The organism is Methanolinea sp. (genome assembly GCA_030055515.1).
Taxonomy (GTDB): Archaea; Halobacteriota; Methanomicrobia; order Methanomicrobiales; family Methanospirillaceae; genus Methanolinea_A.
Genome location: JASFYI010000003.1, coordinates 35,529 through 54,577, shown reverse-complemented (window position 1 = coordinate 54,577; position 19,049 = coordinate 35,529). Strand labels below are relative to the sequence as shown.

22 protein-coding genes and 1 tRNA gene are annotated in these 19,049 nt (G+C 66.6%); 11 read left to right on the top strand and 12 right to left on the bottom strand.

All coding sequences use genetic code 11. The features are described from left to right. Positions 1 to 33: 33 nt before the first annotated feature. Entirely contained in the window at positions 34 to 1,308 is a 1,275-nt protein-coding gene (gene thiC / locus QFX32_06515) for a phosphomethylpyrimidine synthase ThiC (GenBank protein MDI9633694.1), read from the bottom strand. A gap of 203 nt (positions 1,309 to 1,511) precedes the next feature. Between thiC and QFX32_06510 the strand changes: the two genes are divergently transcribed. From QFX32_06510 to QFX32_06480, 7 genes are all read left to right on the top strand, one after another. After that, positions 1,512 to 2,345 (top strand): anaerobic ribonucleoside-triphosphate reductase activating protein, encoded by an 834-nt coding sequence (locus QFX32_06510; protein ID MDI9633693.1) that lies wholly within the window; start codon positions 1,512 to 1,514, stop codon positions 2,343 to 2,345. Further along, positions 2,299 to 2,847 (top strand): AAA family ATPase, encoded by a 549-nt coding sequence (locus QFX32_06505; protein ID MDI9633692.1) that lies wholly within the window; start codon positions 2,299 to 2,301, stop codon positions 2,845 to 2,847. Before QFX32_06510 ends, QFX32_06505 begins: the two co-directional genes overlap by 47 nt. Then, positions 2,844 to 3,617 carry a sugar phosphate isomerase/epimerase family protein gene (locus tag QFX32_06500; protein ID MDI9633691.1) on the top strand — a complete coding sequence of 258 codons (774 nt, stop codon included), beginning with the start codon at positions 2,844 to 2,846 and terminating at the stop codon, positions 3,615 to 3,617. Before QFX32_06505 ends, QFX32_06500 begins: the two co-directional genes overlap by 4 nt. Further along, entirely contained in the window at positions 3,614 to 4,558 is a 945-nt protein-coding gene (gene rnz / locus QFX32_06495; GenBank protein MDI9633690.1) for a ribonuclease Z, read from the top strand. The genes QFX32_06500 and rnz overlap by 4 nt, the downstream gene beginning before the upstream one ends. 117 nt (positions 4,559 to 4,675) lie before the next feature. After that, a complete protein-coding gene (locus tag QFX32_06490) occupies positions 4,676 to 6,520 on the top strand; it encodes a DHH family phosphoesterase (GenBank protein ID MDI9633689.1) in 1,845 nt (614 codons plus the stop codon). Positions 6,521 to 6,678: 158 nt separating this feature from the next. Next, positions 6,679 to 6,930, top strand: coding sequence for a hypothetical protein (locus tag QFX32_06485; GenBank protein ID MDI9633688.1), 252 nt, complete (start codon positions 6,679 to 6,681; stop codon positions 6,928 to 6,930). 34 nt (positions 6,931 to 6,964) lie between these two features. Next, positions 6,965 to 7,153 (top strand): hypothetical protein, encoded by a 189-nt coding sequence (locus QFX32_06480; protein ID MDI9633687.1) that lies wholly within the window; start codon positions 6,965 to 6,967, stop codon positions 7,151 to 7,153. 28 nt (positions 7,154 to 7,181) lie between these two features. On the opposite strand, the gene QFX32_06475 is transcribed toward QFX32_06480, so the two are convergent. Beyond that, positions 7,182 to 8,300 carry a stomatin-like protein gene (locus QFX32_06475; protein MDI9633686.1) on the bottom strand — a complete coding sequence of 373 codons (1,119 nt, stop codon included), beginning with the start codon at positions 8,298 to 8,300 and terminating at the stop codon, positions 7,182 to 7,184. Between the two features lie 4 nt (positions 8,301 to 8,304). Further along, positions 8,305 to 8,766 (bottom strand): NfeD family protein, encoded by a 462-nt coding sequence (locus QFX32_06470; protein ID MDI9633685.1) that lies wholly within the window; start codon positions 8,764 to 8,766, stop codon positions 8,305 to 8,307. A 133-nt stretch (positions 8,767 to 8,899) separates the two neighbouring features. On the opposite strand from QFX32_06470, the gene QFX32_06465 reads away from it, so the two are divergent. Then, on the top strand, positions 8,900 to 9,487 hold the full coding sequence (locus QFX32_06465) for a YIP1 family protein (GenBank protein MDI9633684.1): 588 nt from the start codon (positions 8,900 to 8,902) through the stop codon (positions 9,485 to 9,487). A gap of 22 nt (positions 9,488 to 9,509) precedes the next feature. Here QFX32_06465 and QFX32_06460 read toward each other — a convergent pair whose 3' ends face one another. Then, positions 9,510 to 10,397, bottom strand: a complete 888-nt coding sequence (locus QFX32_06460; GenBank protein ID MDI9633683.1) for an ARMT1-like domain-containing protein — start codon at positions 10,395 to 10,397, stop codon at positions 9,510 to 9,512. 23 nt (positions 10,398 to 10,420) lie between these two features. Then, a tRNA-Pro gene (locus QFX32_06455) sits at positions 10,421 to 10,494 on the bottom strand. A gap of 278 nt (positions 10,495 to 10,772) precedes the next feature. On the opposite strand from QFX32_06455, the gene QFX32_06450 reads away from it, so the two are divergent. Then, positions 10,773 to 11,132, top strand: coding sequence for a roadblock/LC7 domain-containing protein (locus QFX32_06450; GenBank protein ID MDI9633682.1), 360 nt, complete (start codon positions 10,773 to 10,775; stop codon positions 11,130 to 11,132). 2 nt (positions 11,133 to 11,134) lie between these two features. Next, entirely contained in the window at positions 11,135 to 11,770 is a 636-nt protein-coding gene (locus tag QFX32_06445) for a response regulator (protein ID MDI9633681.1), read from the top strand. A gap of 31 nt (positions 11,771 to 11,801) precedes the next feature. Here QFX32_06445 and QFX32_06440 read toward each other — a convergent pair whose 3' ends face one another. The 4 genes from QFX32_06440 to rnhB form a co-directional block, all read right to left on the bottom strand. Then, positions 11,802 to 12,467 (bottom strand): TfuA-related McrA-glycine thioamidation protein, encoded by a 666-nt coding sequence (locus tag QFX32_06440; GenBank protein MDI9633680.1) that lies wholly within the window; start codon positions 12,465 to 12,467, stop codon positions 11,802 to 11,804. Beyond that, the gene (locus tag QFX32_06435; GenBank protein ID MDI9633679.1) at positions 12,427 to 13,641 is read right to left on the bottom strand and encodes a YcaO-related McrA-glycine thioamidation protein; all 1,215 of its coding nucleotides are present in this window, start codon (positions 13,639 to 13,641) and stop codon (positions 12,427 to 12,429) included. Before QFX32_06435 ends, QFX32_06440 begins: the two co-directional genes overlap by 41 nt. Before the next feature lie 77 nt (positions 13,642 to 13,718). Beyond that, positions 13,719 to 15,056 (bottom strand): site-2 protease family protein, encoded by a 1,338-nt coding sequence (locus QFX32_06430; GenBank protein ID MDI9633678.1) that lies wholly within the window; start codon positions 15,054 to 15,056, stop codon positions 13,719 to 13,721. Between the two features lie 60 nt (positions 15,057 to 15,116). Then, a complete protein-coding gene (gene rnhB / locus QFX32_06425) occupies positions 15,117 to 15,752 on the bottom strand; it encodes a ribonuclease HII (protein ID MDI9633677.1) in 636 nt (211 codons plus the stop codon). Positions 15,753 to 15,809: 57 nt separating this feature from the next. Here rnhB and QFX32_06420 point away from each other — a divergent pair, with 57 nt between their 5' ends. Continuing rightward, positions 15,810 to 16,478 (top strand): TrkA family potassium uptake protein, encoded by a 669-nt coding sequence (locus tag QFX32_06420; protein MDI9633676.1) that lies wholly within the window; start codon positions 15,810 to 15,812, stop codon positions 16,476 to 16,478. Here QFX32_06420 and QFX32_06415 read toward each other — a convergent pair. The 3 genes from QFX32_06415 to QFX32_06405 all read right to left on the bottom strand — a co-directional run bounded on the left by QFX32_06415 (position 16,467) and on the right by QFX32_06405 (position 19,044). Then, positions 16,467 to 17,663 carry an NAD(P)/FAD-dependent oxidoreductase gene (locus QFX32_06415; GenBank protein ID MDI9633675.1) on the bottom strand — a complete coding sequence of 399 codons (1,197 nt, stop codon included), beginning with the start codon at positions 17,661 to 17,663 and terminating at the stop codon, positions 16,467 to 16,469. The two genes, QFX32_06420 and QFX32_06415, sit on opposite strands and share 12 nt — an antisense overlap. Beyond that, positions 17,647 to 17,829, bottom strand: a complete 183-nt coding sequence (locus QFX32_06410; GenBank protein ID MDI9633674.1) for a 4Fe-4S binding protein — start codon at positions 17,827 to 17,829, stop codon at positions 17,647 to 17,649. Before QFX32_06410 ends, QFX32_06415 begins: the two co-directional genes overlap by 17 nt. Before the next feature lie 90 nt (positions 17,830 to 17,919). Continuing rightward, positions 17,920 to 19,044: a PHP-associated domain-containing protein gene (locus QFX32_06405; GenBank protein ID MDI9633673.1), complete on the bottom strand. Its 1,125-nt coding sequence runs from the start codon at positions 19,042 to 19,044 to the stop codon at positions 17,920 to 17,922. Positions 19,045 to 19,049: the final 5 nt, after the last annotated feature.

Here is a 19,049-nt window from a genome sequence, read left to right as displayed (position 1 = left end):
CCCCGGCCGGGGCAATCCCCCGGAAGCTGAACTTCAGAAGCTGAAGTGCCGGTTCACGATCTTGAGTGCGCAGTAGTCCCCGCACATCGTGCAGGCATCCGCGTCGGCGGGCATGCGCTCCTCGCGGATCCGCCGCGCCCTCTCGGGATTGAGCGCGATCTGGAACTGCCTCTCCCAGTCGAGGTCACGGCGGGCGTGGCCCATCTCGAGGTCCGCGTCCCTCTTCTTGAGCTTGATCATGTCGCCCACGTGCGCCGCGATGCGCGCGCTGATCACCCCCTCGTAGACCTCCTCGGGGGTGGGGAGCGCGAGGTGCTCCGATGGGGTCACGTAGCAGATGAAGTCGGCGCCGTACGCGGAGGAGAGCGCGGCCCCGATCGCCGCGACCCTGTCGTCGTAGCCCGGCGCGATGTCCGTCACGAGGGGACCGAGCATGTAGAAGGGTTTCCGGTTGCTCAGCCTCTTCTGGAGCACGACGTTTGCCTGTATCTCGTCGATGGGGATGTGGCCCGGGCCCTCGATGATCACCTGGACGCCCTCGGCGTGGGCCTTGTCCGCGAGCTCGGAGTTGATGATGAGCTCCTGGATCTGGGCGCGGTCGGTCGCGTCGTGGACGGCGCCGGCCCGCATCCCGTTGCCCATGGAGAGGGTGACCTCGTGCTCCTTCATGATCTCGAGGAGGTAGTCGAACTCGGCGTAGAGGGGGTTTTCCTTCTGGTTGTGGAGCATCCACGCCGTCATGAACGCCCCTCCCCTCGAGACGAGCCCGCCGTGCCGGCCCTGGTTGCGGAGGCGTTTCACGGTCTCCCAGTTTATGCCGGTGTGGATGGCCATGAAGTTCGTGCCCATCCTCGCCTGCTCGGCGGTGATCCGGAAGAGGTCGTCCTCCCTCATGTGCACGACGGCGCCGTACTTCCGGGCTGCCTCGATGAAGGCCTGGTAGAGCGGGACGCTCCCGACCGAAAGGCTCGTCGCCTCGATCACCCGCCTGCGGATCTCGACGAAGTCGCCCCCGGTCGAGAGCTCCATGAGTGTGTCGGCCCCCGCGCGCTCTGCCTGGCGGGCCTTCTCGACCTCCATCTCGACGTCGACGATGTCGGTGGACGTCCCGATCGACGCGTTCACCTTCGTCCTCAGCCCTTCGCCTATCCCGCAGATCTTCACGTCCCTGTAGGGGGATACGGGAATCACGATATGCCCGCCGGCGATGCCCCTGCGGACGAAGTCCTCTGTCACGCCTTCCTGCCTCGCCACGATCCGCATCTCTTCCGTGATCCTGCCGGCCCTCGCGTCGTCGATGAGACTCATGCGTACCCATGGGAAGAAAGACAAGATAAAAGGTTGTTTTCTGAATCGGGGACTAAATCTTGCTTGTTCTCTCCACAATTAAAATTGATTTTCCTTGTTGCAAGCTGGATTGAAAATTCCGGGGAACGCTGCTCCCGCCGGCCGGGGCAGGGTACCATAGCTTGATGAAACTTCCCGGTTCAATAGTACGCACGGTGACGCGGGTGCAGGTGAATTTCGGCGGGTTCGTCGACACGAGTACTATAGACTGGCCGGGGAAGGCGGTGTGCACCGTGTTCCTCCGCGGCTGCCCGCTCCGGTGCTCGTACTGCCACAATGCCGCCATCCAGGCGGGGAGCGACATGCGCGACCTCGACTGGGTCGTGGGGAAGATCGCCTGCGCCCGACCCCTCGTGTCCGGCGTGGTCTTCTCGGGGGGAGAACCGACGATGCAGCGGGAGGCCCTCGTCGCACTCGCCCGCGCCGCGCGGGGGATGGGACTCCTCGTCGGCATCCAGACGAACGGCTACTTTCCCGGGACGATAGAGGAACTCCTCGGTGAAGGGCTCGTCGACCGCGTCGCGCTCGACTACAAGACGCGGTGGGAAGGGTACTCGAAGAGGTGGGAAGGCTACGGCGAGGTCTGCAAGGAGGACTACACGCGGCAGGTGCGGAGGTCGATCGCGCTCTGCTGGGAGGCGCACGTCGAAGGGAGGCTCCCTTCGTTCGAGATCGTCCTCACCGTCTTCTGGGGCAACGAGAGGGAGGTCCTCGAGATAGAAAAGGAACTCCCGCGGGCGACGATCGTCCTCCAGCAGGGGGTGCACAAGAGGTTCTGGAAGGACTGGGCACTCGCCCCCGTCGTCCGTGGCAAGCCGTTCATCTCCCACGAGGAGGCGAAGGGTCCGCGCCCGCCGCTCTCGTTTCGGGACCTCTCGGCACTCGCCGCGAGGATGGTCAGGGTCGGCAGGACGATCAAGATCCGGACGAGGGAGACGGGGGAGGTCGTCTATGAAGGTGATAGGGGTCGTTGGGTATCCTGCGAGCGGCAAGGGTGAATTCTCCCGCGTCGCGGGGGAGATGGGGATACCCGTCGTGGTCATGGGCGACGTCATCCGCGAGGAGGCGCGGAGGGCAGGACTCCCCCCGACCGACGGGAACCTCGGGGCCGTCGCCCAGCAGCTCCGCATGAAGGAGGGGATGGACGCGATCGCGAGGAGGTGCGTCCCGAGGATACGGCAGGCCGCATCACCTGTCGTCCTCGTCGACGGGATTCGGGGCGACGCCGAGGTGCGGCTCTTCCGCGAGGCGTTCCCCGGCTTCGTCCTCGTGGCGATCACGGCGCCGTTCCCCGAGCGGGCACGGCGGCTCTCGGCGAGGGGGAGGGAGGACGACCACGAAAACCCCCTCGCGCTCGAGGAGCGCGACCGCCGCGAGGCAGCGTGGGGCCTTGACCGCGCCATCCGCGACGCAGACCACGTCATCGAGAATGACGGCACCCTCGAGGAGTTCGCGCGCGATGCACGGGACCTCCTGCGGGCGATCGCGGAGGATCCATGAGCCGCAGGGTCTACTTCTCCTCGTCCTCGAAGGTCTGGGACGACATCTCGTGGATCTTCGGGATCGAGGAGGCGGGCTTCGACGGGTGGGAGATCGTCGCGGACGGGAGCTACAGGCTGGACGTCCCGAGCAACGTGCGCCGCATCGACGAGGCGATCTCCTCGACGCACCTAGGTGTCACGGTCCACGCCCCGTACGCCGACCTCAACCTCGCGACGCTCAACCACCCGATCTGGAGGGAATCCATCCGGCAGGTGACGTGCTGCATCGCGCAGGCCGCGGAGTGGACGGACCGCGTCACTGTGCACCCCGGCTACGTCTCCCCGGTCGGCAAGATCATGCCGGACCGCGTGTGGGCGCAGCAGAAGGAGGCACTCCGCGAGATCGGGCAGGTCGCCCGGGACCACGGCGTGGTCGCGTGCCTCGAGAACATGATCGGCGCGCGGGAGTTCCTCTGCCGTGACCCGGGCGAACTCCTCGGGATGGTCGACGGGATCGAGGGGGCCGGGATCACGATCGACATAGGGCATGCCCACACGGTGGGGCTCGTCCGGGAGTTCCTCCCCCTCGTCCCCCGGGCATCCCACATGCACGTCCACGACAACTCCGGGCAGTCCGACGAGCACCTCCCGGTCGGCGAGGGGACGGTCGACTGGGAACTCGTGGGAAAGACGGTCGCCCGGGAGTACTCGGGCATCGTCGTCGTCGAGGGGCGCGGGGTCGCGGAGGGGAAGAGGAGCCTCTCGGCCGTGCGGGAGTGGCGCGGATGAGCGGCGAGACACTGCACGTCTACTTCCTCGGGACGGCCGCGGCCCTCCCCACGCCGTTCCGCAACCCTTCCTGCATCATGGTGAAGAGGGGGCACGACACGCTCCTCTTTGACTGCGGCGAGGGGACCCAGCAGCAGATGATGAGGGCCCGGACGGGGTTCCTCGTCGACGGGATATTCGTCACGCACTGGCACGCGGACCACTTCCTCGGGGTCTTCGGGCTCGCCCAGACCCTCTCCTTCATGGGGAGGACCGAGCCCCTCACGATCTACGGGCCCGAGTGGGTGGCCGAGGTCGCGTCCGCGGTAAAGAGCCTCGCGCGGTTCAACATCAAGTTCCCCGTCGTCCCCGTCGAACTCCGGCACGGGTCCGTCGTCCGGTTCGAGGGGTACACGGTCAGGGCGTTCGAGACCGCGCACGGGATGGCGGGCCTCGGGTACGTCCTCTCCGAGGACCCGCGGCCCGGCAGGTTCAACAGGGAGAGGGCGATCGCGCTCGGTATCCCGCCGGGGCCGCTCTTCGGGAGGCTGCAGCGGGGGGAGACGGTCCGCATCGTGAGGGACGGGGTATCGACCGAGGTGCGGCCGGAAGAGGTGATGGGGCCGCCCCGGCCGGGGCGGAAGATCGTGTACACGGGCGACACGCGGCCGGTGCACCAGAGGATCGCCGACATCGCGTCGGACGCGGACCTCCTCATCCACGACGCGACGTACGACGACTCCGAGCGGGACCGCGCCGAGGAGGTCCTCCACTCGACCGCGGGGGAGGCGGGGGAGGCAGCGGCGTTCCTCCGCGCGAGGACTCTTGCCCTCGTCCACATCAGCTCGCGGTACACGACGGTTGCCGGCCACCTCCGCGATGCCCAGGCCCGGTTCGCGGGGAGGGTGATCATCCCCTCCGACCTCGAGATGATCGAGATACACTACCGGGACAGCGTCTGATGGGGAGGAGGCCGCGGTACCTTTCCATAGGTACATAATAGTTCCGCGCGTATCCATATGGCGAGAGGAGTCCGGGCGGGCTCCCGCGGGTAATTTCCCGCCCGCCCGCTGGTCGATATGAGGGAAGCGAATATCAAGGTATACCGCATGAGCCCCGGGTGCGACGTCGGGGACGTGGAAGTGGGCAAGACGTACATCGGGCGGGTCCAGGGCTTTGCGAGTTTTGGGACGTTCGTCCAGCTGAACGAGAGGGTCAAGGGACTCGTGCACAAGAGCAACGTGCGCACCCACCACAAGGAGCGGGACAGCATCCTCGTGAAGGTCATCAATATCCGGAGCAACGGGAACATCGACCTCGAGGAGGTCACCCTCCCGGTCTACACCGTGGAGATGGTCGAGAAGAAGTCGACCGCCGTCAGGCTCGCGGAGCTCGGCGGGAAGGTGGGCAAGATCGTCCGGATCGAGGGGGAGATAGCCCAGATCAAGCAGACGAGCGGCCCGACGATCTTCACCATCGTCGACGAGTCAGGGACGGAGAACGCGGCGGCATTCGTGGAGGCGGGCGTCCGGGCTTACCCGGAGGCAGAGTGCGGGGACATGGTCCGGATCGTGGGCGAGGTGATGATGCGCCAGAACCAGCTCCAGATCGAGGTCGAGAGCCTCACGATCCTCGCCGGCGCGGACGCGGAGGCCGTCCGGGAGAGGATCGAGAGGGCGCTTGACATCCGCTCGGAACCCCCCGACATCCCCCTCCTGATCGACTCGCCCGTCCTCGAGAGGCTCAAGCCCGAGATGCGGAAGATCGCGAAGATCATCCGGAAGGCGGTCTTCAAGTCCCAGCCCATCGTCCTGCGCCACCACGCCGACGCGGACGGGATCTGCGCGGGGGTCGCGATCGAGCAAGCGGTCATCGCGCTCATGAGGGAGTCGGGCGCGGACTTCGACGCGGACTACTTCCTCTTCAAGAGGGCCCCCTCGAAGGCGCCGTTCTACGAGATCGAGGACATCATCAGGGACCTTGACTTCGCGACGAAGGACAACGCGAGGTATGGCCAGAAGATGCCGCTCGTCATCCTGATGGACAACGGGTCGACGGAAGAGGACCTCCCCTCGATGAAGCTTGCGCAGGTGTACGAGATCCCCATGGTGGTCATCGACCACCACCACCCCGACGCGGTCGTCGACCAGTACCTCGTGGGGCACGTGAATCCCTACCACGTGGGCGGGGACTTCGGCATCACCGCGGGGATGCTCGGGACGGAGATCGCGCGCCTCGTCAACCCGCAGGTCGAACAGCTCATCAAGCACCTCCCCGCCGTCGCGGGCGTCGGGGACAGGAGCGAGGCGCCGGAACGCGCGAAGTACCTCGCCCTCGTGAAGGACACTTACACCGAGGAGATGTGCCGGGACATCGCCCTCGCCCTCGACTACCAGCAGTTCTGGCTCCGCTTCAACGACGGGCGCGAGATCATCAAGGACGTCCTCAACCTCTCGGGCGATCCCGAGAGGCACAGGAAGCTCGTGTCGCACCTCGTGGAGAACGCGAACCTCGCGATACAGGAGCAGATGAACGCCTGCCTCCCGCACGTGCGCCACAGGACGCTCGAAAACGGCGCGGAGCTCTTCCTCCTCGACGTGGAGATCCACGCCCACAAGTTCACCTTCCCGCCGCCGGGAAAGACCTCCGGCGAGGTCCACGACCGGCTCTGCCAGCAGCACGCCGGGTCCCCCGTCGTCACGATCGGGTTCGGCCCGGACTTCGCGGTGCTCCGCTCGCGCGGCGTGATGATGAACATCCCCCAGATGGTCCGCGAGCTCCGCGAGGAGCTCCCGGGGGCAGGGATCTCCGGGGGAGGGCACCTCGTCGTCGGGAGCATCAAATTCGTGGAAGGGATGAGGGAGGAAGTCCTCGAGGGGCTCATCGCGAAGATCTCCCGCGTGAAGACGGGCATGCCGGGCTAGGAGCCGCGGGTGGCCCCGGCGAGTCTGTCGAAAAATCCATTATAATTCGTCGAATCCCGGAGAACTCTCCTGTTCTTCCAGTTGTTTGAACCCGGGGCGATGGGTATTTATTTATAGGGGTACAGTGTATTAGACTACCACGGCAGAGGTGAATTGACGTGAGGAATTCACGCAATATCAGGCAGTGCTATAACGAGACCCAGAAAAAGATCGTCCAGTACCTCAAGAAGGGTCTCGAAAAGGGGAAGATTTATTTCAAGTCCAAGTACATCGCGAGGGAACTCGGCCTCTCGCCCAAGGAGGTCGGGACCAACATGGCGATCCTCTCCGAGATATGCCAGGAACTCGCGATCATCAAGTGGAGCTACTCGAACAGCACGACCTGGATGGTGACGTCCCGGTCGGTGTGACGGGGAGTGCCCGGGGGACCTCCTCCCGTTTCCCATGAGCAGGGTTATCCAGTTCGAGTCCGTCGTCGAGTTCGTGGCCACGATCAACGACGAGAAGGACTGCATCATGTCCCAGGACAAGACGCAGGACGAGCCGGGGACGCTCTGGTTCAACATCGACGTCCCGAAAGGCCACGGGATCCGCGCGGGGGACAGGGTCCGCATCACGGTCGAGAAGGTCTGAAATGGACCCTTCTCCCCCCGCCTGCAGTTCAGTCGCCCGCCGAAGAGTCCCTCTCTATCTCCTCCACGAGCTCTGACCCTGTCTTCCTCTTCGTCCTGCTGATATCCCTCAGCTCCTCGACGGAGATCTCTGTCTTCACCGAGGTGTCCATCTCCCGGAGGATCTCCTTCACCTCTTCTGCCGTCGGGATCGTCCCGAGGATGTCGGCCCCGGGCACGCCCGCGGGCTCCGGCTCGCCGCCCGCCACCTCCTCCTCAGTTGCGCCCATGAACCGGGCCGCCTGCTTCATGAGGGCCGAGACCTCGAACGGGAATATAATCTTCGTCGCCTGCCCGTCCGCCATCGCCTTCAGGGCGTCGAGCGAGAGCACGGTGATCGCCCTCCTGTCGAGGGGCCGCGCACCGACCGAGAGGATGCGCAGCGCCTGGGCCTCCCCCTGCGCCTGGAGTATCCGCGAGATCCGCTCCCCCTCCGCCCGGAGGACCTTGCTCTGGCGGTCGCCTTCCGCCTCGAGGATCATGCTCCTCTTCGTCCCCTCCGCCCGGAGGATTGCAGACCTCTTCTCCCCGTCGGCACGGAGGATCGCCGCGCGCCGCGCCCTCTCCGCGGCAGTCTGCTCCGTCATCGCCTGCTTGACCGCGCCGACCGGGTCCACCTCCTTTATCTCGACCCTCTCCACCTTGACGCCCCACTGGTCTGTCTCGCGGTCGAGGATGTCGCGGAGCCGGGTGTTGATGACATCCCTGTTGTAGAGGATCTCGTCGAGCTCCATGTCCCCGATGATCCCGCGGAGGCTCGTCTGCGCGAGCGCGACGGTCGCCATCTTGTAGTTCGCCACCTCGAAGTAGGCCTTCTCGGGGTCTATCACCCTGATGTAGACGATCGCGTCCACGTTCGTCGGCGAGTTGTCCTTCGTGATGACCTCCTGCGAGGGGACGTCCATCACCTGCGTGCGCAGGTCCATCTTCACGACGTTCGTGATCAGGGGGAAGACCCACCGGAACCCGGGATTCATCCGGCCTGTGTACCTCCCGAGCCTGATCGAGAGCCCCTGCTCGTAGGGCTGGATGATGACGACACCGCGGGCAAATATGATCACGACCGCGATGATGAGGAAAAAAGTCACGAGTGTCTCGACGACTGCCATTCTCTCACCTCACCTCCTCGACCACGACGTGGACCCCTTCTGCCTCGACGACCCTCACCGTCGCCCCCACGGGGATCTCGCCGCTCCTGCTGCGGGCGCTCCACTCCTGCCCGGAGACGAGGACCTTGCCCGAGAGCGTGCCGGGGACGACGCGGCGGACCACGCGCCCTTCCCTCCCCACGAGGGAGTCGCGGCTCACGGTCACGGGGACGGTGTCCCCGGGGTTGATCCGGCGGTACAGCCAGATCGTGAAGAGCGAGACGCACACCGCGGCGGCAACTCCGACCACCAGCCCGAGCGGCCCGGAGAAGACGTCGACGCCGAGGAGTATCATCGCGCCGAGGATGATCATCACTGTCCCCGGGACCGCGATGAAGAACCCCGGGTTCGAGGCCTCGACGACGAGGAAGAATGTCCCGAGGATGATCAGGATCCACCCGAACGAGAGGCCCACCAGTTCGACCATGAGAGTGTATCGGCAGTCGAGGAGAAAATACCTCCATCCCCCGGCGGAACGGGATGGGCCCCGCGTTCCTGGGAAAAAGGGCGGCGGGATTTTCCGGAACCTTCAAATTTCGGCCGGTTCAAAGATGTGCACTATGAGAGAGTCCGTCCCGAACAAGGTCCGCGGTTTCCTCTTTGCCCCCACGCTCTCGTTCCGGAGGGCAAAGGAGGAACCAGTGCGGGACACCGTGGTGTACGTGGTCATCCTCGCCGCCTTCTACTCCGTGATGAGCGCTGTCCTCACCGCGCTCGAGATATTCGTCCACCCCTTCGCCTTCGCCTCCGCAGGCCGGGCCCCGGTTTTCGACCCCCTCCTCCTCGTCCCCGCGACGGTCGCGGTCCTCGTCTTCTCCCTCGCCGCGGCTGCACTCCTCGGCCTCTGGCTCCACGCCTTCGTGTACATCGCCGGCGGGAGGAAGGGCGTCTGGCAGACCGTGAAAGCGGTCTTCTACGCCCTCACGCCGGCGTTCATCCTCGGCTGGATACCCGTGATCGGGCTCGTCGTGGGGATCATCTGGTCGGTCGTCACCGGCGTCGTGGGGGTCCGCGAGCTCCACGGGCTCTCCGACGCGCGGGCGGCAATCGCCGTCGTCCTCGCGGTCGTCCTCGCGGCCGCGATCGCGATTGCCGTCCTCGGCGCGGTCTTCCTCGCGGTCATCTCGCGCATCCCGCTGACCGCGTGAGGTGGCCGGCACCTTTTTTTTTTCAGGCGTCGGGGTTCCGTCCTCTCCCCTCGCGGTCCCCCCCGCGCAGGATCGCGACCTTCGATCCCCGGGGGACCCCCACCTCCTCGGCGATGGGGTCGCACTTGACCGCCATGAGGTACGCGACAGGGGGGAGCCCCGTGCACTCCGAGAGCGACTCGTAGTTTGCCATCCCCTTCGAGATGACGAGGGTGCAGGTCTCCATCGCCCGGGCGAGTTCCGGCGGCATGCACTCGGGCCGGACGCCGAGCTCGGCGCCGCAGCCGGTGGTGGTGAGGTCCGCGTACCTCTCCATGTGGACGGCGCGCGCGTCTGCCAGCGTCGCGTCGTTCAGGATCGGCTCCCCGCGGACCGCGACCGTGACGTGCGAGCCCCTCCGGGAGAGGAACTCGACGAGGAGGCGGTCAAAGACGATCTCCCCGCAGTTGTCCGTGAAGTACACGACGCGGTCCGCGAGGGGGAGTATCCTGTCCGTGTCGTCGATGGTGAGCCCCTTTTCGAATTCCTCCTCGAAGAAACGCGCAAAGTCAGGCTCCACCGTGTGGGAGAGGACGCCGAAGTCAAAGGTGTTCCCGATCACGCTCGCGGTCACGAGGTCACGGAACGTCTCGAGCCGTGGCCGGACCCGCCTGCACACCTCGAGGGCCTTGCGCGTGCTCTCCTCCTTGAGGGCCGCGAACGGGTCCCTGCACCCGAGTCTCTCGCAGGCGTGCCGGTGCACGATGCTCGCGACCTGCGGGTGGGGGAGGGGGCTCTCCGCGAGCCCGGCGAGCAGCTCCTCGCATTCCCTCTGTACCTCCCCCGCGAGATCCTCGCTCGCGGTGCAGAGCCTGCACTCGAGCGCGACGCGCGAGAGAAGGCAGGGGACGCAGCGCGAATCCCACCTCATCGTCGCACCAGAAAGTATCGTGATGGGGCCACCGCGATTTGAACGCAGGTCAGAAGACCCCCAGTCTCCTAGGATGGCCAGGCTACCCTATGGCCCCTCGTGTCCTTGCTTTGGGGAAAAGTGCATTCCCCGCGCCCAAAAAGCTGGTATTTTACCGTTCAAAACCCAAAATACCACCATTCCGGGCTGTACATGGTATGGCGGGGATGCGTAATAAAACATACCATCGGGCGCGGCCCGGGCCTGCCGCGCGGGAGGCCGCCGGGCAGGAACACGTGATCAGGCATATCAACACGGAAGGGAAAATACACAATTGGATAGGATCATCCCTGAATGGGAAGGGATTCACGAGGTTTTCTGGCGGGTGGGGAACACATGCTGAAGGAAAAGGTGAAGGCATACATCGAGAAGATACGGGCAATCGACGGCGTGAGGGGGTGCGCACTCGTCTCCCGCGACGGGATCATGCTCGGCCAGTCGATGGAGAAGAACTTCAACGAGCCCTGGCTCGCCGCGATGTGCGCGACCCTCTTCGCCTCGGCGGAGTCCGCATCGAGCATCCTCGGGATGGCACCCCCCGAGGACGTCTGCGTGCACGGCGGGGCCACGTCCATCATGATCCTCGGCGCGGGTGAGAAGCTCCTCGTCGTCGTCGTGGGGGACAGGGGCTTTGAGCACACCGCGGGTGCACGGTCCGTCGAGGTCCTCGCCGGCGAGATCGGGGGGTCATTCTAGGCATGTACACCGTCATGGTGATCGATGACAGTCCCTTCATCGTCGACATCTTCGTTACAATGCTCCAGCGGGGGGGTTACAGGACCGTCGCCGCGTACGGGGGGCAGGAGGCGCTCGACCTCCTCCAGACGGTGAAGCCCGACCTCATCCTGCTCGATATCATGATGGAGCCGATGGACGGGTGGGAGACGCTGATGCGCATCAAGAACGACCCGAACCTGAAGGACATCCCCGTGATGATGCTCACCGCAAAGCAGCTCACCCCGAGCGAGGCGCAGGAGTACGGCATCTACATCGAGGACTACATCATGAAACCCATCACCCACAGGGAGCTCTACGACGCGATAGAGTCCCAGCTCGAACGCCGGAGGGTGATGGAGACGGACATCCGGATGGCCCGGGAGGCAGGCGTCGACGAGAAGATGATCCAGAACTACAGGCGCCTGCGCAGGAGCATCGACATCAACAAGCGCCTCCTCAGGATCCTCGAGAACACGTACCGCGTGGGGGAGAAGGAGGAACCGGGCGAGGACGACGTCGCGATGGCCATCCGGAACATGGCGATGAACATCAGGCTGCAGGAAGAGCAACTCGAGGAGATCCGGTCTTCTTTCGCGAAGAAACCGGAGAGCGCGTGATCCTCCCCTCCCCCGATTCCCCGCCGATTTTTCAGCCGAGGACCCCTGCCTCCCGCGCGCGCTCCCTTGCCACGGCGAGTGCCTCTATCGCGTCCGCCCTCTTCTGGTCCACGGCGTGCACGCGCGCGAACTCGAGGAACCGCCGGCACGTCTCCGCAGAAAGCCTCCCCTCCGCCTGCCTGCAGACCTGCGGGTACGTCCTCTCGGGGAAGTAGAGGGACCGCGCCGACTCGAGGAGTACCTTCGCCTCGTCCCGGGAGAGGATCCCCGACTCCCTCGCCCTGCGCAGGGTGCAGCGGATGTTGACGAGCGGCTCGGAGAGGGGCGCGAAGGTCTCGGGATCGTAGACGAGCGCGACCTCGTCGTCCGAGACGAGGGTCCCGTCCCTGTACAGCCTGTAGATGAGCCCGACCCCCTCCATCCCGAGCGTGTCGAGCTCCGCCGCGCGGAGTGCACCCATGCTCGATGCACCGATGACCCGGATGCCCCGCGAGAGGGCGGAGAGGATCTCGCGGTGCCCGACCGCGCATTCCTGGAAGAAGACGCCGTCGATCAGCGCGATAACCTGGGCACCGCTCCCGGCGGCGGCCGCGATGTCCCCCCTCGCCGCGGGCGGGCGGAACTCCGCCGGGAGGATCCGCTCCGCGGTCTCCCTCTCACAGCTGGGGCCGAGGAAGACGACGATTCCGCGCGGCACGGCACCTCTCCCCCATCCTCTCGGGGTCCATGGCGAAGACCTCGAGCCCGGGGACAATGACGCGGACGACCGGGACCCCAATCTCGGGGCGCGTGAGGTCGACGACGATGACCCTCTCCAGCCCCGCGCCCCGTACCCGATCGAGCGCGACCCTGATGTCGGAGAGGAAGTCGTCCGTGTCGCAGGAGGGGACGCTGTCGAACGGGATTTCTGCCCTCCCGTCGAACCAGTACGCGTTCATCCTCCGCACCCTCTCGTACCCTGCCCTCCTCTTGAGGTCCGCGGTGTCCGTGTCCTCCCGGGCGCCGTGGATCTGGGTGAGGCGGCTCTGGGCAACCTCGGTGAGGGCCCGGAGGAGCGCGATCCGCGCGCTCGTGTGTGTCCCCATCCCGATGGTGAGGAGGGCGGGGTCGCGGAGCTGGGCGTCGTCCGAGACCGCCGCGAACGTGGGGATCCCAAGGTCGCTCGTGATGTTCTTCACGTGGACCTCGACCTGCGCGGACGAAAAGCGCGAGAGGAGGTCGGCGGCGAGGCAATCGCTCACCGCGGTCACGCGGGGGCCGGTGTCGCGGCTCGCCTCGACGAGCGACCAGGCGTCCCTCTCGATGACCTCCATGAGGGCGTGGAAGACCGCCTCCTCGACCGTGTTGCCCGAGGCAAGGCCGTTCGTCGACGTCCGGAAGAGCGAGGGGTACATCGGGGGGAGGGGGTGGAAGACCGCGCTCGCCGGGACGAGGATCTCCTCCCCTTGGAGGATGTCGTACCCTTCCACCCAGTGGACCTGCATCCCCGGGTCCCTCCCCCTCGGGAGGATCAGGGTGGCGGGATCGAGGGCGGGGACATCCCTCCCGACGTCCGGGTACCTCCCGAACCGGAGTTCCGCCCCCTCGGGGACCTCGGCAGAGTACCTCTCGATCCCCTCCATGATCGCGGAGACCTTCGCCTCCGTCGGCGTCGCCCCCTTCCCGTTGTACACCGAGATCGCGCCCTTCCCCGCGGTGGGCCTGATGCTCGAGAAGACGGGGATTCCCACCCGATCAAGGCTCGTGATGTCCGCGACCCGCGTGATGCCCGCGGCGGGGAGGACCTTCTCCACGCGGGCGAGCGTCTCTTCCGGCGGCGCCGTCCTCTGGGTCTCGTTGTCGTAGGCTTTCCTGCAGGGCCGGAGGATCATCGCTTGTCGTGTACGTGTGGGGACGGGTGGGACTTATGCATTCCCCCCGGGGAACTCCCGCCGGGCCGGCGGGGAATTCACATGTGGAGGACGTAGGGGAGGAGGACGAGCGAGAGGAGCATCACCACCATCACGGAGGAGACGAGCGAGACGACCGGGAGGGCGAGGTTCGAAAGGCCGAGCCGCTCGAAGAGCCGCTCCACTGCCTCCTTCAGGATGTACCCGCCGTCGAGGGGGACCATCGGGATCGCGTTGAATATCCCGACGTTGATGTTGATCCACGCGCACCAGAAGAGGAGGTGGATTATCCCCCAGAACATCGGGAACGGCTCCTCGTAGTACCCCGTCTCGGGCGTCTCGAACGCGAGGACGCGCAGCACCCTCCCCGCGGTGCCGGGGTCGAAGGGGATGGTGAGGAACCCGATGAGCCCCGGGAGAGAGAGGCTCTCGCGGACCGCCTGTTTCACGAGGGCACCGTCGTAGTACGAGATCCCCATGAACCCCGCCTCGCGGGCCCCGAGTTCCTTTGGCCACTCCGAGAGGACGAGCGGGTAATCGGCGGTCCCCGACTCCGTCCTGACCGTGAGCGTGACCCGGTCGCCCGGGCGGGACGAGGCGAGGATGCGCGAGACGTCGTCCCTGCTCCCGACCGGGATGCCGTCGATCGCGGCGATCACGGACGGGGTTGGGACGCCCGCCTGCCACGCGGGGTAATCCTTGTACACGCCCGCGATCACGGGGCTCTCCGTCGGAACGACCATCCCGAAGAGCAGGACCATGGCGACGAAGCAGGCGATTCCCACCACGATGTTGTTCGTGATGCCCGCGCCGAACATGCGGATCTTGGGCATCCCCCGCGTCCTCTCGAGCTCCTCCTCGTCGGGCTCCACGAAGAATCCCACCGGGATGACCGCGAGGAGGGCCCCCATGCTCCGGACCCGGATGTTCTCCACGCGGCAGAGGATGCCGTGCCCCCACTCGTGGACCGCGATCGTGAGGACGAACGCGAACCAGACCGCGAGGGTGGACGGGACGTACTCGTTGATCCCGGGGATGAGGAAGATGTTCTGGGGCGCGTAGATCCCGGTCGGCTCCGGTTTGAAGAGGAAGGTGAGCCGGACCGAGAGGAAGAGGATCGCGGCGATCCCGGCCGAGATGACGGCGACCATCGCGACCCCGACCGTCGCGTAGGCCCGCAGGAACCGGGCGTGGCGGGCGTACCTGTCGAAGAAACCGACCCGCTCGGTCTTGAGGGCCATGACGGGACCGTAGAAGACGACCGCGTCCCACGGCGACTTCTCTCCCCCGCCGTGACCTGCCCCCTCCCCCGCGAGCGCCGCCTTGCGGGAATAGGCGTAGGCGGCCACGGCCGCGTAGAGGAAGATGGCGAGGGCGACCCAAAAGAGCCAGTGCATTTCGATGTACTGGGGCGGAAATCTACATAAAAGTGTGGAACGGAGCCGCCCGCCTCTCCCCTAGAGGAAGGGAGAAAGGTCGCTCTGCTCGGCCCGGGAGACGATCGCCCTCGTCGTCTCCCAGCTCCTCCGCGCGATGGGGGGGACCGTCCCCTTCTCCCGGACGTGCCGCGCGAGGAACCGGACCGTGGCGGGGTCCGACGGGTAGCCACTCCCGAAGTCCCCCCACTCCTCCCGGAGGCGGCCCACGATCCCGTCCCTCTCGACCTTCGCGACGATGCTCGCGGCAGAGACCGCGGGGTGGTCCCGGTCGGCGTGGTGGCGGGAGACGACGCGGCAGGGGACAGGGAGGAAGCGGGAGACCATCTCCCCGTACCGCTCCGCGTTCACGTCGCACGCGTCCACGACGGCGAGGGAGGGCGAGATCCGCGCGATGGCGGACGCGTGGCACCTCGCGACGAGCTCGTTCATCCCCGTCCCCCGCCCGTCGATCTCCGCGGGCGAGAGGACGACCGTCGCGACCGGGAACGACCGGCGGATCTCCCCCGCGAGGACCTCGCGCTGGCGGGGCGTGAGCGTCTTTGAATCCCTCACCCCGAGGGAGGCGAGGTCCTCCTCGTGCGCACAGCCCACGGCGGCGACCACGAGGGGACCGATGACCGCGCCCTTCCCCGCCTCGTCGACCCCGCAGATCATCGCGTGTACTGTGCAGCCCGCAAAATATTTGAATCCCGATGCTCGTAACCCGTACGCATGTACATCATCATCGTGGGGCTCGGCGGGATAGGGAGGAGTCTCACCCAGCTCGCGGTGGAGCGTGGCAACAACGTGGTGATCATCGACCGCGACGAGCAGCGCTGCAGCGAGATCTTGGAACACTACGATGTACTCGCGGTCACGGGGAACGCGACCGACAAGTCTATCCTCGAGGACGCCGGGATCGACAGGGCCGACGCCCTCGTCGCGACGACGAGCGACGACTCCGTGAACCTCATGACCTGCTGGCTCGCGAAGAGGTTCAAGGTCCCCAACGTCGTCTCGATCGTGAACCAGAAGGAACACTCCGACCTCTTTGCCGAGGTGGGCGTCAAGATATCCGAGAACCCCGACGAACTCGTCGCCCAGAGGCTGTACTACTGGGCCGAGAACCCGCAGATGCAGCAGCTCGCGTCGATCCCGGGCGGGACGATATTCGAGGTCGTCGCGGAGAAGGGCGCGCCCATCGTCGACCACGAGATCCGTGAGCTCAAGGTGAAGGACTTCGTCTTCATCGCGATACGGAGGGCCGGGGGCGAGCTGATCATCCCGAGCGGGAACGTGAAGATCCGGCCCGGCGACGTCATCACGGTCTTCACGAAGAAGGAGGCAGAGGAGGAGTGCCTCGCCACCTTAAATAAGCAGCTGCGCGCCTCACAGAAATAGGAACGAGAGCTTCGCGAGGTCGCCGAGGAGCAGCGGGTTCCTCTTCACGAGCTCTTTTACGAGGGTGAGGGTGGAGAACTCGTCGAGGTCCATCGCCGACGCGGAGCTGATCAGGGCGTCGAGCTTCTCGTCGGACATCTTCACGAAGTACTCCTTGAGGTGCCAGTTCCGCGCGATCGTCTTTCCCACCGAAGACTCGCGCCAGCCCCTGTCGTACGCCATGAGTGCCTCCCTCGTGCAGTCCCCGGCCGATACCGCGGAGACCGCCGTCTCCGCCGCGAGGCGGCCCGTGAACATCGCGTTGTAGATGCCGCCGCCCGTGAGGGGGTCAACGACCCTCGCGGCGTCCCCGACAACCATGAGGCCGTCCGCGGCCGTGCAGGGGAGCGGCTGGCAGACCGAGACCCCTCCCACCACGAGCTCGATCGCCTTGCCGTCCGGGAACTTCGAGGCGACGAACCGGTCGAGGTAATCGATGGCCCTGTGGCCGGGGCCGCTCTTTGCCCCGCTGATCCCGATCCCGACGTTCGCGGACCTCTCCCCTTTTGGGAAGACCCACAGGTACCCCTGCGGCGCGACCGCGTTGCCGACGTAGAAGACCGTGACGGCCGGGTCGATGTCGATGTCCGTCATCAGGTACTGGGCCGAGGTCATTATCTCCCGCACGGGGACGGTCGTGTCGATCCCGCACCACCGCGAGAACTTCGACTCGATGCCGTCGGCCGCGATCACGACGTCCGCGCGGACCTCCACCGTCTCCCCACAGTGCTTGAGGACCGCGCCCTTCACCACGCCGCCCTCGAGGACCGGGGCCGACGCCCGCGTCTTGACGGCGACGTCTGCCCCCGCTTCTGCCGCCTGCCAGACGAGCTCGCGGTCGAATACTTTCCTGTCGAGGATATAGCCCACCTTGGCCCCTGCCTTCTCGGACCGGAGGCGGAGGACGGATCCCGAGGGCGAGACGATCTCGGCGCCCTTCAGCTCGGCCGAGATGAACCGCGGGTCGGGCTCCACGAACTCGGCGAGCGCCTCCCTGCCGATTCCCTCCGCGCACCTCACGGGCGCCCCGATCGCGGGGCGTTTCTCCACGAGGAGGACGGAGAGGCCTGCCCTCGCCGCGGTCCGCGCGGCGATCGCGCCGCCGGGCCCGCCGCCGACGACGAGCACGTCATACCGCGCCCTCATCCCTCACCTCCAGTGCCCCGAGCGGACATACCTTCGCGCAGATGCCGCACCCCGTGCAGTTCTCGCCGACCTCGAGGTAGGCATCGATCAGCTCGAGCGCCCCCTGCGGGCAGACGGAGACGCAGCACCCGCAGTACCCGCAGACTTCCCGAGATATGTGCAACATTCCTGTAGCTGTTGGGAGACGGTCGCCTAAAATCTTTGCATTGGATGGGATTTTCTCGTTTTTCCCCGGGAATGCGGGGTTTCCCCGCCGTCACGCGAAGGAGACCGACCCGTACCTCCCGCCCCCGCCGGGGGAGAGGACCACCCTCCCCGCCCGGAGGGCGTCCACCGCTGCGGCGACCCCCGGATCGACGCCCGCGATCTCGGCGACCGGGACCTCCGTGAGGACCGCGATCTCGTTGCCGAACGTCCCGACGAGCCTCGCGTGCACCGCGGAGACGGACCGAGCCCCGGCAGAGGAGACCCCGAGGACCCGCGCCACGATCTCGGCGAGCGGGACCATGTGGAGGTAGGGCGGCCTTGGTCCCGGCGTCCCGGTCGAGAGCTCGCGCGCCCTGTCCCGCACCCCCTTCTTCACGCGCCCGCCGCAGCGGGGGCACTTTCCGCCGGAGATGGCGGGATCCCCCGCCTCGAACTGGAGGTAGCACCGGCAGCACGCCGTCCTGTTGTACTTCCCCTCCTCGGGGAACAGCCCGACGTTGCGGACGATCTCCCCCCTCCGCAGGGCGTCGAGGACGCCGGCGGGCGTCTCCTCCCGGACGGAGAGGACGACGAACTCCCGCCCGATTCTCCACGTGTCGGGGCCGTGGGCGTCGGAACTCGAGATGAACGGGATGCCGGAGAGGTGCGGGATCCCCGCGCCGTACGAGGTGTCGGCGGAGAGCCCGAGCTCGAGGAAGTCAGGCTGCTCGCCCCCGTAGCAGTCGGCAATGCTGTCGTGCACCGCGTAGAGGGACGTCCACGGGGTGAACGCGTGGGCCGGGCCGACGAGCCCTCCCCTCCCGTGCACGGCCCGCGCGATCTCCTCCCCCGTGAGGGGGAGCCTCGGGCGGCCCGTGGACCCGACCTGCGGCGCAGAGATCGAGAGGTCCCGCGCGAGGTCACGGAACGACGGGAAATCCTCCATCAGGACGAGGTGGTGGACGCGGTCCCTGTCCTCGACCTCGGCGGAGGGGACGACGCAGGTGTCCGCCCCCCCTTCCCGGGGGAGCGCTTCCCCCCACATCCTGCGCCACGCGGGGTGGAACGCGTCGCCGCTCCCGACGGCGGAAAGGCCCTTTACCCTGCACGCGCCGAGGATCGCGGCGGGGACCATCTTCCGCGACGTGGCGATGGAAAAAAGGGAGTGGACGTGCAGGTCGCAGGGGAGATCCATGCCGG